The organism is Streptomyces sp. NPDC006174 (genome assembly GCF_040614075.1).
Classification (GTDB): Bacteria; Actinomycetota; Actinomycetes; order Streptomycetales; family Streptomycetaceae; genus Streptomyces.
On record NZ_JBEXTJ010000004.1, the window covers coordinates 125,536 to 141,617 of the forward strand.

General features: G+C 71.7%; 14 protein-coding genes. 6 read left to right on the forward strand and 8 right to left on the reverse strand.

Going from position 1 to position 16,082, the window contains the following annotated elements:
* Positions 1-79: 79 nt before the first annotated feature.
* From ABZ267_RS10530 to ABZ267_RS10545, 4 genes are all read right to left on the reverse strand, one after another.
* Entirely contained in the window at positions 80-523 is a 444-nt protein-coding gene (locus tag ABZ267_RS10530; protein ID WP_356753598.1) for a response regulator, read from the reverse strand.
* Positions 520-2,169, reverse strand: coding sequence for an ATP-binding protein (locus ABZ267_RS10535; RefSeq protein ID WP_356753599.1), 1,650 nt, complete (start codon positions 2,167-2,169; stop codon positions 520-522). The genes ABZ267_RS10530 and ABZ267_RS10535 overlap by 4 nt, the downstream gene beginning before the upstream one ends.
* Positions 2,166-3,395 (reverse strand): SpoIIE family protein phosphatase, encoded by a 1,230-nt coding sequence (locus tag ABZ267_RS10540; protein WP_356753697.1) that lies wholly within the window; start codon positions 3,393-3,395, stop codon positions 2,166-2,168. The genes ABZ267_RS10535 and ABZ267_RS10540 overlap by 4 nt, the downstream gene beginning before the upstream one ends.
* 224 nt (positions 3,396-3,619) lie before the next feature.
* Complete coding sequence (locus ABZ267_RS10545; protein WP_356753601.1) at positions 3,620-4,516, reverse strand: RNA polymerase sigma factor SigF; 897 nt, start codon at positions 4,514-4,516, stop codon at positions 3,620-3,622.
* 236 nt (positions 4,517-4,752) lie between these two features.
* Here ABZ267_RS10545 and ABZ267_RS10550 point away from each other — a divergent pair, with 236 nt between their 5' ends.
* Entirely contained in the window at positions 4,753-6,237 is a 1,485-nt protein-coding gene (locus tag ABZ267_RS10550) for an SDR family NAD(P)-dependent oxidoreductase (protein WP_356753603.1), read from the forward strand.
* Positions 6,238-6,617: 380 nt separating this feature from the next.
* Positions 6,618-6,794, forward strand: a complete 177-nt coding sequence (locus ABZ267_RS10555) for a hypothetical protein (protein ID WP_015612873.1) — start codon at positions 6,618-6,620, stop codon at positions 6,792-6,794.
* A 15-nt stretch (positions 6,795-6,809) separates the two neighbouring features.
* On the opposite strand, the gene ABZ267_RS10560 is transcribed toward ABZ267_RS10555, so the two are convergent.
* From ABZ267_RS10560 to ABZ267_RS10570, 3 genes are read right to left on the reverse strand one after another with little or no spacing between them, the layout of a single operon-like run.
* On the reverse strand, positions 6,810-8,069 hold the full coding sequence (locus ABZ267_RS10560) for a lipase maturation factor family protein (RefSeq protein WP_356753605.1): 1,260 nt from the start codon (positions 8,067-8,069) through the stop codon (positions 6,810-6,812).
* Between the two features lie 29 nt (positions 8,070-8,098).
* On the reverse strand, positions 8,099-8,611 hold the full coding sequence (locus tag ABZ267_RS10565) for a DUF1990 domain-containing protein (protein WP_356753607.1): 513 nt from the start codon (positions 8,609-8,611) through the stop codon (positions 8,099-8,101).
* Complete coding sequence (locus tag ABZ267_RS10570; protein ID WP_356753609.1) at positions 8,608-9,444, reverse strand: YndJ family protein; 837 nt, start codon at positions 9,442-9,444, stop codon at positions 8,608-8,610. Before ABZ267_RS10570 ends, ABZ267_RS10565 begins: the two co-directional genes overlap by 4 nt.
* Before the next feature lie 183 nt (positions 9,445-9,627).
* Between ABZ267_RS10570 and ABZ267_RS10575 the strand changes: the two genes are divergently transcribed.
* From ABZ267_RS10575 to ABZ267_RS10590, 4 genes are all read left to right on the forward strand, one after another.
* On the forward strand, positions 9,628-10,767 hold the full coding sequence (locus tag ABZ267_RS10575; protein WP_356753611.1) for a DUF6777 domain-containing protein: 1,140 nt from the start codon (positions 9,628-9,630) through the stop codon (positions 10,765-10,767).
* 99 nt (positions 10,768-10,866) lie between these two features.
* On the forward strand, positions 10,867-12,933 hold the full coding sequence (locus ABZ267_RS10580) for a SpoIIE family protein phosphatase (protein ID WP_356753613.1): 2,067 nt from the start codon (positions 10,867-10,869) through the stop codon (positions 12,931-12,933).
* Positions 12,934-13,054: 121 nt separating this feature from the next.
* Positions 13,055-14,416: a wax ester/triacylglycerol synthase family O-acyltransferase gene (locus ABZ267_RS10585; protein WP_356753699.1), complete on the forward strand. Its 1,362-nt coding sequence runs from the start codon at positions 13,055-13,057 to the stop codon at positions 14,414-14,416.
* 130 nt (positions 14,417-14,546) lie between these two features.
* On the forward strand, positions 14,547-15,407 hold the full coding sequence (locus tag ABZ267_RS10590; protein ID WP_356753615.1) for a DNA-formamidopyrimidine glycosylase family protein: 861 nt from the start codon (positions 14,547-14,549) through the stop codon (positions 15,405-15,407).
* Between the two features lie 13 nt (positions 15,408-15,420).
* Here the strand turns inward: ABZ267_RS10590 and ABZ267_RS10595 are convergent, their stop codons facing one another.
* Positions 15,421-16,056 (reverse strand): zf-HC2 domain-containing protein, encoded by a 636-nt coding sequence (locus tag ABZ267_RS10595; RefSeq protein ID WP_356753617.1) that lies wholly within the window; start codon positions 16,054-16,056, stop codon positions 15,421-15,423.
* Positions 16,057-16,082: the final 26 nt, after the last annotated feature.

Sequence of the window (16,082 nt, forward strand, 5' to 3'; positions counted from 1 at the left end):
CGCAGTAAGGTCGCAGACCCTATTCCGCCATTCGTCTACCCGCGTCCAGGGATCCCACTCCAGGCGATCCGGATCGATCCTACGCACGACCGGGCAGCCGCACCACGGTCACGAAGAATTCGTCGATCTGACGTACCGCCGCGATGAACTGGTCCAGGTCCACCGGCTTGGTCACGTACGCGTTGGCGTGCAGCTTGTAGCTGCGCAGGATGTCCTCCTCGGCCGAGGAGGTGGTGAGGACGACCACGGGGATGAGCGACAGCTCGGGGTCGCCCTTGATCTGCTCCAGGACCTGCCGGCCGTCGTACTTGGGCAGGTTCAGGTCGAGGAGCACCAGGTCGGGACGGGGCGCGTCGGTGTACTCGCCGCGCCGGTAGAGAAAGTCCAGCGCCTCCTGGCCGTCGCGCACGACGTGCAGGGTGTTGCGGATCTTGTTGTCCTCGAACGCCTCACGGGTCATGAGCTCGTCGCCGGGATCGTCCTCGACCAGGAGAACCTCGATCGGTTGTACGGAACTGGTCACGAAGTGTCTCCCGGCTGGCTGACGGTCAGGGCCGGAGCGAGGAGCTCCGCCGTGGTGTGCTGAGGCGCCTCCGGCTGGGCAGGCAGAGTGAAGTGTATGCGGGTGCCTTCGCCCGGTTCGGCGTCCAGCCAGATCCGGCCACCGTGGAACTCGATGATCTTCCGGCAGAGCGCCAGACCGATGCCCGTGCCCTCGTACTCGTCGCGCGCGTGCAGCCTCTGGAAGATCACGAAGACCTTGTCCGCGAACTCCGGCGCGATCCCGATCCCGTTGTCCGAGACGGTCAGCTGCCAGCTCTCGTCCTCGCGTACGCACGTGACGGTGATCCGGCACTCCACGTCCGCCCGGCGGAACTTGACCGCGTTGCCGATGAGGTTCTGCCAGACCATCGTGAGCGCCGTGCTGTCGCCCAGCAGTTCGGGCAGCTCCTCGGGATGTTCAACCACCGCCCCGGACTCCTCGATCGCCACGGTCAGGTTGCCCAGCGCGCGGTCCAGGGACCGGCCCAGATCGACCGGCTTCCAGCCCTCGTGGACCCGGCCCACCCGCGAGAAGGTCAGCAGGTCGTTGATGAGGACCTGCATCCGCTTGGCGCCGTCCACCGCGAAGGCGATGTACTGCTTGCCGCGGTCGTCCAGCTCCTTGCCGTACCGCTTCTCTAGGAGCTGGCAGAAGGAGGCGACCTTCCGCAGCGGCTCCTGGAGGTCGTGCGAGGCGACGTACGCGAACTGCTCCAGCTCGGAGTTGGAGCGGCGCAGCTCCTCCGTCTGCTCCGCGAGCAGGGTCTCGCGGCTCTGCGTCGCGTCCAGTTCGTCGACCAGCCGCCGCCGCATGTCCTCGACGGCCCCGGCCACGGCCTGGACGTCGGAGGGCCCCTTGACCTCGATCCGCTGGCCGAAGGCGCCCGAGCGGACGCGCTCGGACGCGGCGCGCAGGTCGTTCAGCGGAACGCCCACCACCCGGTGGAGCAGCACGCTGAGCGCCACCACGGTCAGGACGAAGACGGCGACGAGCGCGAACAGCACCTGGTCGCGGAGGGTGCGTGCGTCGTTCAGCTCGGCCCGTACGGTGTCCCGGGCCTCGGACAGGTGGGTCTGCTGGGCGCCGTAGGCCTGCCGCAGCGTGTCGAAGTCCTCCTTGCTGCTCTGCAGCTGCGTCGAGGCGCCGGCCTCGCTCGGTCCCTGCTCCCGGACCAGCCGCAGCAGCGGCTCGGCCTTCTTCTCGCGCCACTGCCGCGCGGCGGTCTCGATGGCGTCGAGATCCTCGGCGAACTGCTTCTGCCCGCCGATCAGCTGCCGGGCCCGGGCCAGCCGCTCCCGTTCGGCGGCCTTGCCCGCCTCGTACGGTTCAAGGAACGAGTCGTCGCCCGTCAGAGCGAAACCGCGCACCCCGGTCTCCTGGTCCAGCAGCGCGTTCTGCAGCTGGAAGGAGGTCGAGCGGGCGGGCTGTATTCGGTCGACCAGATCGGTGGTGTGATCCGACATCCGGGCCAGCACGAGCCCGCCGATCACCAGGCAGCCGCAGACCACCACGATGAACCCGGCGAGAAGCAGGTGCACCCAGTTCTGCACCGAGAGCCGTGCGGGCGCGCCGGCGGATGACGGAACCGTTCCCGCGTCCGTACGCGCCGACTTTTCCGTACTCATGATTCCGATCCCCAGCCCAGATGCAGGACGGCCACATCGTCCGCCAGACCGCCGTAGGGGGCGGCTCCCTCGGTGGCTCCGGCCACCAGCGCGTCGATGAAGCCGCGGCCCGGCAGATGTGCGTGGGCCCGGGCCAGCTCCAGCAGCCCTTCCTCACCGAGGCGGCTGTCCGGGCCGTCGCGCCCCTCGAAGAGTCCGTCGGTGAAGAGCACGAGACCGTCACCGGGTTCCAGCGGCAGGTCGACCGTCGGCCAGCGGCCGACCCCGGGCAGCAGCCCGAGCGCCATACCGCCCTCCGGCTCCACCCAGTGGACCGCCTCGCCCCGGCGCAGCAGCAGACCGGGGTGGCCGGCGCGCACGATCTGCACGCTCCGGCCGTCGGGCGCGAAGGCCAGCGAGGTCATCGTGGCGAAGACGTGCGAGTCCGAGCGCTCGGCGACCAGGATCTCCTCCAGCAGCTCGATCTGCTCCAGGTGCGAGGTGCCGCACAGCACGGCGGTCCGCCACGCCACCCGGAGGCAGACCCCGAGCGCGGCCTCCGCCGCGCCGTGCCCCGAGACATCACCGATCACCGCGTGCACCGCGCCGTCGGTGGTCTGCACGACGTCGTAGAAGTCACCGCTCAACAGCCCGTGCACGCGCCCCGGCTCGTACCGGGCGCGCGCCTGGAACCGGTCGTCCCGCAGCAGCGGCACAGGCAGCAGGCCGCGCTCCAGGCGGGCGTTCTCCTGGGCGATCAGCTGGTTGGACCGCAGCGCGGCCGCCGCCCGTTCCACTTCCTTGCGCTGGAGTGCGTAGCGGATCGCCCGCGACAGCACCTCCGGGTCCAGCCGGCCCTTGACCAGGTAGTCCTGCGCGCCTCCGGCGACCGCGCGTAGCCCGGTGCCCGATTCGTCGAGTCCGGTGAGGACGACGATGGCGGCGTCGCTGTCGGACTCCAGGATCTGGCGTACGGCGTCGAGGCCGTGGACGTCCGGGAGGTGCAGGTCCAGCAGGACGCAGACCCGAGTGGCACACGTACGCAGGAAGGCGCGGGCCTCGGCGAGGGTCTTGCGCCAGGTGAGCGCGGAGTCCAGCTCGCTGTCCGTGAGCATCTCCTCGACCAGCAGCGCGTCACCCGCGTCGTCCTCCACCAGGAGGATGGCGGCGTCGACGTTCCACAGGAGGGCGGAGGGGGAGAAGTCGCCGGTGATCTCCTGCTGCGCGGGGATGTCGACGGTGCCCACAGGTTTCAGAGACATGCCCATGGGTGACTCGGCCAACCCCTCCACCCCCACACACGAACAGCTCAGCCCATCTGGCCGATCGTCGGGAAGCATATGTGATCGGCGGCCCCGGCAGGCGCCACGGGCCGCCCTCTGACAGGAAGCGGTCGGGCACCCTGAAGGGTGCCCGACCGGACTGACGGCGGAACCGGGGCAGACCCCGATCGTTCAGGACGTGAGCGGACTCACGCCTCGATGCTCATGCCCTTACGCAGTTGCTTGACGATCCGGGTCAGCAGCCGCGACACGTGCATCTGGGAGACACCCAGCTCCGCACCGATCTGCGCCTGCGTCATCTCGGCCCCGAACCGCATCTGCACGATCCGGCGCTCCCGGTCGTCCAGCTGCTCCAGCAGCGGCGCCAGGGTGTGGAGGTTCTCGACGGTCTCCATGCCGGGGTCCGCCTCGCCGAGCACATCGGCGTACGCCCGCTGCTCCTGGCCGGAGTCGCTGTCGGCCGAAGGAGTGTCGAGCGAGCCCGCGGAGTAGCCGTTGGCGGCCACGAGGCCCTCGATGATCTCCTCCTCGGGCAGGTCCAGGTGGGCGGCGAGCTCCCTGACCGTGGGGTCGCGGTCCAGCTCGGCGGAGAGCTGCTCCTTCGCCTTGGCGAGGTCGACCCGCAGCTCCTGGAGGCGGCGCGGCACATGCACGGACCAGGTGGTGTCCCGGAAGAACCGCTTGATCTCGCCGACGATGTACGGGACGGCGAAGGTGGCGAACTCCACCTCGCGCGAGAGGTCGAAGCGGTCGATCGCCTTGATCAGCCCGATCGTGCCGACCTGGATGATGTCCTCGGTGTCGTCGCCGCCGCGGTTGCGGAAGCGGTTGGCCGCGAACCGGACCAGCGAGAGGTTCATCTCGATCAGCGTGTTGCGCGCGTACTGGTACTCGTGCGTGCCTTCCTCCAGGACCTGGAGGCGGTCGAAGAACACCTTGGAGAGGGCCCGCGCGTCCTTGGGGGCGACCTTTCCGGCGTCCTCCACCCAGGGAAGCTCCTCGGCGCCGACGTCGCTCCGCGTGCCGGCCAGGTCGTCGCTCAGAGGCGCCGTCGCTCCGGTGGCTCGCACAGACATCGCCGTCATGGTGTCACCCTCCCTGTCACCCAATGTGTCGGACGGTCGCCTTCCCGGTCGTTCCGAAGTCATGCCTGCCTTTTCAAGAAAGTTTTTCCGGCCCCTCGCCGGCCCTCCCGCAAGCCCCTGTCCGGGCCGGTGCCCACCCGAACGGAGCAGCCTCGCGCGCATGGCAGACTTGATCGGGGTGTTTCGGCCTGCGGTGACCCCTGACCCGCGGCGATGAGGATGACAGAGGAACGGCAATGACGGTGACAGAGGACAGCCCGGAGCTCGCTCCCGGAATCGACGAGTTCGGTCCCGGCATCGACCCGGAGCGGCTGGCCGTCTGCCTGAGCGTGCTCGACGAGCTCGACGGCATCGAGGTGGACCACCCGGACGCGATCGTCGTCCGCCGGGCCACCGCCGGGATCTACCGCACCGTGAAGCAGCGCCGCCGCCAGGAGCGCCGGGCCGCCAAGACCGCCCACGACCGGACCGTCACCGAGGCGACCGCCACCGGCTCGGCCGAGCGCATCGACGACGAGACCCAGGGCGTCCTGCCGTCCTCCACCGCCCAGGCCGAGATCGCGGGCATCCTCCAACGGCCCCGCTCCTGCTACATCTGCAAGACGCGGTACGTCGAGGTGGACGCGTTCTACCACCAGCTCTGCCGGCCCTGCGCCAACGAGAACCGCGCCCGCCGCGACGCCCGCACCGACCTCACCGGGCGCCGGGCGCTCCTCACCGGCGGCCGGGCCAAGATCGGCATGTACATCGCGCTGCGGCTGCTGCGCGACGGCGCCCACACCACCATCACCACCCGCTTCCCCAACGACGCGATCCGCCGCTTCAAGGCGATGGAGGACAGCGACGAGTGGATCCACCGGCTGAAGATCGTCGGCATCGACCTCCGCGACCCGGCCCAGGTCGTCGCGCTGGCCGACTCCGTCGCCGCCGAGGGCCCGCTCGACATCCTGATCAACAACGCGGCCCAGACCGTCCGCCGCTCACCGGGCGCCTACAGCGAGCTGGTCTCCGCCGAGTCCGCTCCGCTGCCCGCCGGCGCACTGCCCGCCGCCGAGGTCATCGGCACCTTCAACAGCGGCACGGTCGACCGCGTGGCGGCCCTGCCCGCCGCCCGCAAGGAGGGCCTCACGGCCCAGGAGGTCACCGGCCTCGCCCTGGTCACCGGCTCCGCCTCCCCGGCCCGGATCGCCGCGGGCACCGCGATCGACGCGGGCGGGCTCGTCCCCGACCTGCACGACACCAACAGCTGGGTCCAGACGGTCGAGGACGTCGAGCCGATCGAGCTCCTCGAAGTCCAGCTCTGCAACTCCACCGCGCCGTTCATCCTGATCAGCCGGCTCCGCCCAGCGATGGCCGCCACCGCCGCCCAGCACTCCTACGTGGTCAACGTCTCCGCCATGGAGGGCGTCTTCAGCCGGGGCTACAAGGGCGCGGGCCACCCGCACACCAACATGGCCAAGGCCGCGCTCAACATGCTCACGCGCACCAGCGCCCAGGAGATGTTCGAGAAGGACGGCATCCTGATGACGGCCGTGGACACCGGCTGGATCACCGACGAGCGGCCGCACCCGGACAAGATGCGGCTCGCCGAGGAGGGCTTCCACGCCCCGCTGGACCTCGTCGACGGCGCGGCCCGCGTCTACGACCCGATCGTGCGCGGCGAAGGCGGCGAGCCGCTCTACGGCTGCTTCCTCAAGGACTACGCCCCCGCCAACTGGTAGCGCGGCCCCGGTCGGCGTGACCCGACCGGCTCAACCGGAACCGCACCTTCCGTGCGGTGGCCGCAGACCCGGCCCAGGATGGATCCTGGGCCGGGTTTTCGCTGTCCGCCGTGGCCGAAAGTGACCCACTGCACACGTTCTATCGAGCGCGGAGCCGCTCATTTGGTTACTCTGAGGCGAACGGACGCCATCGAGGAGCCCACGAAGGTTCTCCGACCGTCCCGGGACAGGTCTGCAACCCGACCGCCGTCCCGCCCCGACACGGCGCCACCGCGACCGACATGTTCCAAGCCCCTGCCCCACTCCGGGGCGGTCGATCACCGGCGTCGCAGCCGGCGCGTCGGCCATGCCCCGGGTGACGCGACACAGAGGAGTGCGCGGTGACGACACCAGAACTGACGATGCGCGAGAAGCGACCCGCCGAACGGTACGGGGAGCGGACCGCCCGGCCCGAGAAGCTCCGGAACATCGAGGTGTGGGCCAGGTCCGCACCGATCCGGCTGGCCGGCTACGAGGACGACCTCGCCGAGCCGCACATCCTGCCCGGCATCGACTGACCGCTCCGGCGCGGATCACGTCCCACGGCCCGTCTCCCGGCCCTCCCGCTCCGGCGGAAGCGGCCGGGAGACGGGCCGCATGAATTCCCACGCCGGTGAGAGCGCGGCGAACCACATCATCCAGTCCAGCCGCAGGTGGTACGGAGCGAACAGGCGCGGCAGCCGCCGTACATCGCCCGGTTTGCCGCGGAATTCGTACTCCCGCCAGTCGGCGTCCTCGTCCGCGACCGGATCGGCGGTGCCCTCCACCACGACTTCCAGCCGCATTCTGCTGATGGATCCGAACGCCCCGTAGGTGTTCACGAGGTGCAGCGGGTCGAAGGACCGGTTCATCACCTGGCGGCGCGAGAGCAGATTGCGCGCGGGCCGGTAGCTGAGCGCCAGGACCAGCACGGTCACCGCGATGACCACCACCTCGTACCAGAGCGGCGGCGCGGCCAGGCCGGGCGGCTGTCCGGCGAGCGGGGTCCAGTCGATCACCGAGAGCGTCAGCGCGATGGTGAGCCAGTTCAGCCAGGCGAAATTGCCCGACGCGACGAGCCAGAGCTGTGTGAGGACCAGCAGACCGGCGGCCGCGCTCGCCACCGGCTGCGGCGTGAACAGCAGGAACGGGACGAGCAGCTGGGTGACGTGGCTGGCGGCCACCTCGATCCGGTGGACCGGCCGCGGCAGATGGTGGAAGAACCAGCTGAGCGGCCCCGGCATCGGCTGCGTCTCGTGGTGGAAATCCAGACAGGTCAGCTTCCGCCAGCACTCATCGCCGCGCAGCTTGATGAGTCCGGCGCCGAATTCCAGCCGGAACAGCAGCCACCGCAGCAGCCAGAGCACCAGCACGGGCGGCGCGGTGTCGCCCGTACCGAGAAAGATGGCGAGGAACCCGGTCTCCAGGAGCAGCGACTCCCAGCCGAACCCGTACCAGACCTGTCCGACCTGGACGATCGACAGGTAGAGCACCCACGGCAGCGCCCACAGCAGCATCCCGCCCCAGAGCGGAAGGTGGCCGTCCAGCCCGGCGATCAGGGCCACCGAGACCGCGCAGCCGGTCCAGGCGACGGCCGCGAAGAACCGGTCGGACCAGTGCAGCCGGAACAGCCCCGGCGCCGCCTTCCACGGTGTGCGCCGGAGCAGGTCCGGTACGGGCAGGATGCCGCGCTCGCCGATCAGCGCGCGGAACTGGAGGGCGGCGGAGAGGAAGGCGACCAGGTAGATCACGGCCAGCGTCCGCTGGAAGATCAGCCTGCTCAGCCCGTAGCCGTCGGCGGAGAACCACTCCATCCCTGCCAGTATCGGCCCGGCGGCCGCCTTCAGCCCGCCGCGACCAGCCGCCGCAGCGTCCGGCCCAGCCGGCGCGCGTACCAGAGCTGCACGCGGGGCACGATCGGTCCGGCGAGGCGTGCGTACCAGACGCCGGGACGGGAGAAGGCCATGACCGTGAACCAGACCGAGCCGTCGTCCGCCAGGTCGACCACGAAGCACTCCTCGCCGATCTCCGGGTGCCCGGCGAGGGTGCCGTAACCGAATCCGGTACGGCCCTCCTCTCCGTACGTCGTCCAGATCACCTCGCAGGTGGCGGCCAGCCGTAGCGGGCCCACGCCGAGCGCCATCGTGACGGTGGAGCCGGGCTCCGCCCGTGGAGCGGACGACTTGACCCGGGTACCCGAGGCCCGGTGCATCCGCCACTCGGTCACCGCCGCGCCCGCCGCCGCGAAGTCGTCGGCGCCCTGGCCGACCCGAGTGCGGTGGTGGAGGTGGTGGTAGCCCTTGGGGAGCGGGCCGAGGCGGGTGGCGCCGACCTCGGTGTAGGTGAGCGTGCTCATGCGGTCCTGCTTTCCGAGTGGGCGGTGGTGCGGAGGCGCTGCCAGGCGAGGAGCGAGCAGAGGGCGAAGCCCAGTGCGTTGCCGAGGCCATGGGTGGCGGCCATCCAGGTCAGGGTGGGATGGGGCAGTCCGGTTGCCTCGCCGACCGCCCAGCTCAGCGCGAGCAGCATGGTGGCGACCAGGACGGCGGCGGAGGTGAGGAGCAGCAGCCGCGTCGTCCTGTCCCGGCCTTCCTCGCGGCCCAGGCGCCAGGTGAGCAGGCCGACGGCCCACATGCCCGCCGTCAGCACCACGGCACCGGCCAGTTCGGCCCAGTCGCCGATGAAGTAGCCGACGAGGACGAGCAGCGTGCCCAGCGGCACGCTGAGCGCGGCGAACCGGCCCGCCGGATCCCCGGCGACCCGGCAGACCAGCCCGGCCACCAGTGCCGCCGCGAAACCGGCGAAGTGGAAGTGCGGCACGGTCAGGGCCAGGATCTCCAGCTCGAAGCCGAACAGCTCGTGTCCCCACCGCTCCGCGACCAGCGCGAGCGCGGCGACGGCCGGAGTGACGAGTGCGGTGAGCAGCGCGATTCCGGCAGGCGAGAGGTCCCGGTCGCGGACCGCGCGGCGGACGCCGTGCAGCGCGAGGAGAACGGTGCCCATTGCGTAGCACAAGGCGAACGCGATGGCGGTAGGGCCACGCGGCAGCCATAGGGCCACCGCGCCGGGCACCGCGAAGAGCGGCCAGAGCCTCCGGATCCGGTCCAGCTCCGGCAGCCCGGTCAGCCGCAGCCCGGCCGGGACGACCAGGAGCATGCCCAGCATCACGATCACGTTGACCAGGACGGTCATGGCCACACCCCCGTATGTGAACGCGTTCAATGCCTGAGGTGAGAGTAGAGGTTTTCTTGAACGCGTTCAAGACGGCTGTGTCGTGGCCCTGTCCGCTTGCGGGCCGTCGTCCGGTGCGGCACAGATGGTGACGGATCCATCCGTTCGTCAGGGACATTCGTCATGGACAGGCAGGAGAGCTCTGTGCGCTCACCCAGACGTTTCCGGTGTGCGGCGCTAGCCGCGCTGTCCGCCGGGATCCTGCTCGCCGTCGCCGGCTGCGACAGCGCCGCCGACCGCACCACGAAGGGCACCACCGGCACCGCGGAGGCGGAGGACGTCCTCCTCCAGCCGGTCGCCGAGCCGGGTCCCGGACCCTTCACGAAGTCGACCGCGCGAGCGGCGCCCTCGCCGTCGGCCACCCGTTCGCCGCAGGAGAGCGAAGGTTCCGCCACCCGGACGGTCCACCGCGTCTCGGGCGCCGTGCCCGGCCTCTACGGCGGCGTCCGCTCCGAGGCGTCCTGCGATGTCGAGCAGCAGGCCCGCCTGCTCACCGCCGACCAGGACGAGGCGCGCGCCTTCGCGGAGGAGGCGGGCATCGAGGCCGTCCAGATTCCGGGCTACCTGCGCTCGCTCACCCCGGTGACCCTGCGCGCCGACACCCAGGTCACCGACCACGGCTACAGCGCCGGCTCCACCACCGCCTTCCAGGCCGTGCTCCAGGCGGGCACCGCCGTCCTGGTCGACAGCCGGGGCCTGCCGCGGGTCCGCTGCGCCGGCGGCAATCCGCTGGACCGGCCGGTGATCGCGAAGGGGCAGGTCACCCATCGCGGCGAGCGCTGGCCCGGATACGACCCCGCGCGGATCCTGGCCGTCGACCCCGGCGTGAAGCCGGTCGGCAGCCTGATCATCGTGAACGCCGCCGACAACACCTGGATCGAGCGGACCGCCGGCGACGACGGAAAGCGCGACCGGACCCCGGACGACCCGCCGCCCTTCGAGCCGAGCGAGGACCTGCTCTTCCCGTCCCCGGACCGCCCCTCCGACCCCGTACCGTCCCCGTCCACCCCGTCGACCCCCGCTCCCGCCGAACCGGAGGAGACGGAGTGCCCCGACCCCTTCGGTGACCCCGCCGAGCTGCCGCCCGGCTGCCCGCCGCCCATGGACCCCGACCCCGGCACCGAGCCGCCGGACGACTTCGACGGCATGCCGACCGACGAGCCCTGGGAGATGGAGGAGGACGAGTTCGGCGTGGTGCCCGAGCCGACCCAGGTCTTCCCGGACGAGCCGGACGAGTTCGACGAGCCGATGGACTCCGGCGTTCCCGAGCCGTTCGCCGGCTGACCGGCCGCGCCCGGACCTCCTCCAGCCCGTGTGGCGACCGCTCCGGCCGCCGTAACGGATCACTCGAAGAATCGGACAAATGGTGGCAGAGTGGCCCACATGGATGATCGGGTAGCGGGTGCCCTGTCACTCCCGGACGACTGGCCCGCCCACCCGGACCTCAGCCTCGCCCTGAACCGTATGGGCAGCTTCGACTGGGATCTGGACACCGGCCTCATGCACATGGACCAGGCCGCCCTCGACGTGTTCGAGCTGACCCCGCAGGAGTACGACAACCGCCCGTCCTCCCTCGCCCACCGCGTGCCGACCGACGAGGCGCAGCGCCTGGACGGGATGGTCTCGCAGGCGCTCAAGAGCGGACGCGTCAACTACGGCGCCTACTTCCGCATCCTGCGCGGCGACGGCACCCTGCGCTGGACCCATACCCAGGGCTTCGTCCGCCGGGACGGGACGGGCCGTCCGCGCCGCATCATCGGCATCGTCCGCGACGCCACCGACGAGCTGGCCGACTCCTCCGCCCGGCAGGAGCTGGACCTGGAGCGGCGCCGGCGCACCAGCCTGGTGGAAGGCACCACGGCTGCCCTGGCCCATGCCCGTACGGTCAAGGACGTCATCGCCGTCCTCAAGGACTCCCAGGGCCTCGCCCACCTCGGCGCCACCAGCCTGGTCATGGGGCTGCTGGAGTCCGGCCGTATCCACCTCGTGGCCGACGGACCCGAAGGCGCGTACGTCCCGGGCACCCGGTTCACCCGGGTGGACGAGCGGTACCCGATGAGTGAGGTCGTCCGCACGCTCGCGCCGCGCTTCATCGAGTCCGCCGAGGACTTCGCCTCCTCCTATCCGATCCTCTGGCCCGACATCAGCCACCTCGGGATCACCTCGGCCGCCTATATGCCGCTGATCGCGCAGGCCCGCCCGATCGGCGCACTCGGCCTGCTCTACCGCGACAAGGCGGGCTTCACCCCGGACGAGCGCAACCTGCTCATGGCGCTCGGCACCTCGATCGCGCAGAGCCTGCAGCGCGCGATGCTCTACGAGCAGGAGCACGACCTCGCCGAAGGCCTCCAGCAGGCGATGCTGCCGCGCCGGATCCCCGCCGTCCCCGGCGCGCAGGTGGCCGTCCGCTACCGCTCGGCCCGGCTCGGCCGGGACATCGGCGGCGACTGGTACGACCTGATCCCGCTGCCCGGCGGCCGGGTCGGCGCCGTCATCGGAGACGTACAGGGCCATGACACGCACGCCGCCGCCGTCATGGGACAGCTGCGGATCGTGCTGCGCGCCTACGCCGCCGAGGGCCACAGCCCCGCCACCGTCATGGCCCGCGCCTCCGTCTTCCTCCATGAGCTGGACACCGACCGCTTCGCCACCTGCACCTATGCCGAGGTCGACCTGACCACCGGGGTCGTCCAGGTGGTCCGCGCCGGCCATGTCGACCCGCTGGTACGGGACGTGGACGGCAGCTGCCGCCGGATGCCGGCCGAGGGCGGGCTGCCGCTGGGCCTCTCCGCGGAGTTCGGGCGGCTGGAGTACCCGGTCGGTACGGCGGAACTGGACCCGGGCCAGACGATGATCCTGTTCACCGACGGCCTCGTCGAGCTGCCCGGCTCCGACCTCGACGAGGGCATGCAGCTGCTGACCACTCTGGTCTCCAACGGGCCTCAGGACCTCCAGAAGCTCGCCGACGACCTCTGCGACGCCGTCGACGTGCGCGGCGGCCAGGACGACGTGGCGCTCCTGCTGCTCCGCCGCAGGGCCGTCCAGGCGCCGCAGCCCGGCGGCCGGCTCCAGCAGCACGTCGCGCAGAACGACCCGGAGGCGCTCAGCTCGGCCCGGCACATGATCCGGGCGGCGGTGCGTGCCTGGGGAGCCAAGGAGCGCGCGGACGAGATCGAGCTGGCCGCCGACGAGCTGATCACCAACGCGCTGATGCACACCGACGGCGGTGCCGTGGTGACGATCCGCGTGATGGCCGGATCCGAACGGCGGCTGCGCGTCGATGTGGAGGACCGCTCCAGCGCCCTGCCCCGCCGCCGGGACGCCGGGGACGACGGGGTCTCCGGGCGCGGGCTGATGCTGGTGGACCGGCTGGCCGACGTCTGGGGCGTGGAGTCGCGCGGCAGCGGCAAGTGCGTGTGGTGCGAGTTCCTGATCCCGGACCGGGCGTGATGAGCGGGGGCATGGTTTCGTAACGTTAAGTAATATGTCTGTACTTGACCGTAACCGACCGCGAGCGATTGACTGCGGCGATACGGCCGTTCCACCTCCACTCGACGACATGAGGCCTCTGTTGGGTACCGAACTTCTGGCCCCGCTCGATCTGGCCTTCTGGCACCTCGAATCCGAAGCCCACCCCATGCACCTGGGCGCGCTCGCCGTCTTCGACCCGGTGCCCGGCGCCACCCCGGACCACATCCTGGAGCTCCTCCGCACCCGGGCCGCCGCGATCCCGCGACTGCGGATGTGCGTACGGGACGTCCTGCTGCCGGTCGGCGGTGCGGCCTGGACCGTCGACCAGGACTTCGACGTGCACCGGCATGTCCGCCACGTCGCCGTGGACGGCGGTGACTTCATGGCGGGCGCCACCCGGCTGGCCGGTGAGCTGATGGAACGGCCGCTCGGCCGCGGACTGCCGCCCTGGCAGATGTACCTGATCGGCGGCGCCGCCGACGGGCCCTTCGCCGTGCTGGTCAAGCTGCACCACGCGCTGGCCGACGGGATGCGGGCGGTCGCCATCGGCGCAGGGATCTTCGACGAGATCGCCGCCACCACGGTCCGGTCCGGCGCGCGCGGCCGTCCCGCCGTGCCGCCCCGCTCCTGGCTGCCCGACCCGCGCGAGATGGCCGGCATGGCGCTCGGCCGGATCGGCGAGGTGGGCCGGGCGCTGGGCGTGGGCGCCTCCGTCGTCCGGGCGGGCCGTCTCGACCTGCGCTCCACCGCCTTCACCGCACCCTCCAGCGGCACCCGGCGCCTGGCCACCGCGGACCTGGACGCCACGGCCCTCCAGCGGATCCGGCGGGCCGAGGGCGGCACCGCCAACGACATCCTGCTCGCCGTGGTCGCCGGGGCCCTGCGCCGCTGGATGGCCGGACGCGGCGAGGCGGTCCCGGACGCCGATCCGCGCGCCCTGGTCCCCGTCTCCCGGCGCAGGCCCAGCGGCGCGGTGAGCGGCAACCGGCTCTCCGCCTACCTCCTCGACCTGCCCGTCGGTGCGGCAGACCCGCGCGAGCGGCTCCGGACGGTCCGGGCCGCGATGGACCGTAACAAGGCGGCCGGACCGCTGAAGGGCGCCGGTGCCGTCGCCGTACTCGCCGACCAACTCCACCCGCTGGCCCACCGGTTCGGCGCGCCGCTGGCCGCCAACGCCGCCCGGATGCTCTTCGACCTGCTGGTCACCAGCGTCCCGCTGCCGCGCTCCGCGCTCTCGCTCGGCGGCTGCCCGCTGAGCGCGCTGTACCCGATGGCCCCGCTGGCCCGAGGACAGTCGCTGGCCGTCGCGCTGTCGACGTACGGCGGCCGCGTCCATGTCGGCCTGGTGGCGGACGGCAAGGCGCTCGGGGACCTGGACCGGCTGGCGGAGGCGGTGGAGGAGGAGTTCGCGGAGCTGCGCGACTTGGTGACCGGCGGCCGGGTGGCCGCGGCGGTGTCCTGAGCGTATTACGGATCTCCGGGACCGGTGTTCCGAGAGGCTTCCAGCCCGGCGCCGGTGTTCTGAGAGGTTTTGAGGCCCGGCGCCGGTGTTCTGACGGGCAGCCGTACGCCGTCTGCGGCAGGCTGGACCCATGCCCGAGCTGCCCGAAGTCGAAGCCCTGCGGGTCTTCCTCGACGACCATCTGGTCGGCAAGGAGATCGCCCGCGTCCTCCCGCTGGCGATCAGCGTCCTGAAGACGTACGACCCGCCGCTCACCGCACTCGACGGCGCCACCGTCACCTCGGTGACCCGCCACGGCAAGTTCCTCGACATCGCGGCGGACGGGCTCCACCTCTGCACCCATCTGGCGCGGGCGGGCTGGCTCCGCTGGAAGGACTCCTTCCCGGCCGCTCCGCCGCGCCCCGGCAAAGGGCCGCTCGCCCTGCGCCTGGTGACCGTGGACGGCGACGGCTTCGACCTGACCGAGATGGGCACCAAGAAGAGCCTCTCCGTCCACCTCGTCCGCGACCCGATGGACGTCCCCGGCATCGCCCGCCTCGGCCCCGACCCGCTCTCCGACGCCTTCGACCGGGACACGTTCGCCGCGATCGTCGCCGGAGCGCGCCGCCAGATCAAGGGCGCGCTCCGCGACCAGACGCTCATCGCGGGCATCGGCAACGCCTACAGCGACGAGATCCTGCACGTGGCGAAGATGTCGCCGTTCAAGCGGACGGCCGACCTCGACGAGGACGACATCACGCGCCTGTACACCGCGCTGCGCACCACGCTCCAGGACGCCGTGGCGCGGACCGGCGGAGTGGAGGCCGGAAAGCTCAAGTCCGAGAAGAAGAGCGGCATGCGCGTCCACGGACGCACCGGTGAGGCCTGTCCGGTCTGCGGAGACACCATTCTGGAGGTCTCCTTCAGCGACTCCTCGCTCCAGTACTGCCCGACCTGCCAGACCGGCGGCAAACCGCTGGCCGACCGCAGGACGTCGAAGTTCCTGAAGTGAGACCCGTCGCCGCTCACCGCTCCACCGTCACCAGCCGCCGACCGTTTGCCGTCCGCACCTCGAAGCGGTCGATGCCCTCCGGCCGCAGAGCCGCCCCGCCCTCCACCTCCACCAGCCCGTCCGCCGCGCCCCGGGCCGACCAGCTGCTCACCGTCTCCTCGCTGCCGTCCCGGCCCACCGCGATCAGCGCGCACACCCCGACGACCGGCACCCGGACGACCTCAAGCGCCACCGCCGTACCCCACTCGTGCCCTGCCGCCGTGACCACCGCCGCCGCACCCGACGCCTGATCCGCCCCCACCCACCGCTGCACCCGCGCCGCCTCCGCCGGACCGCCCGACGACCCGGCCACCGCCAACGGCCCGCCCACCGCCAGCACCACCGCCGCCGCGACCAGCGCGAGCCGCCGCCGGCCCGCCCTGCGCCGCCCGGCCGCCACCGCCGCGACCAGCCGGTCCGCGAGGCCGGGAGAGGGCCGCACCACCGGCCCGGCCACCGCCAGCCGGGCCGCCACCGGGGCCAGCTCGCGCGCCCGGACACGGCACTGCGGGCACTCCTCCAGATGCTCCTCGAACCGGAAGGCGTCGGCCCTCCCGAGGACGCCCAGGGCGTAGGCCCCCACGCGGATGTGGGGCTCGGTCGTCTGCATGTACTGCGGTACGGGAACAAGCCGGG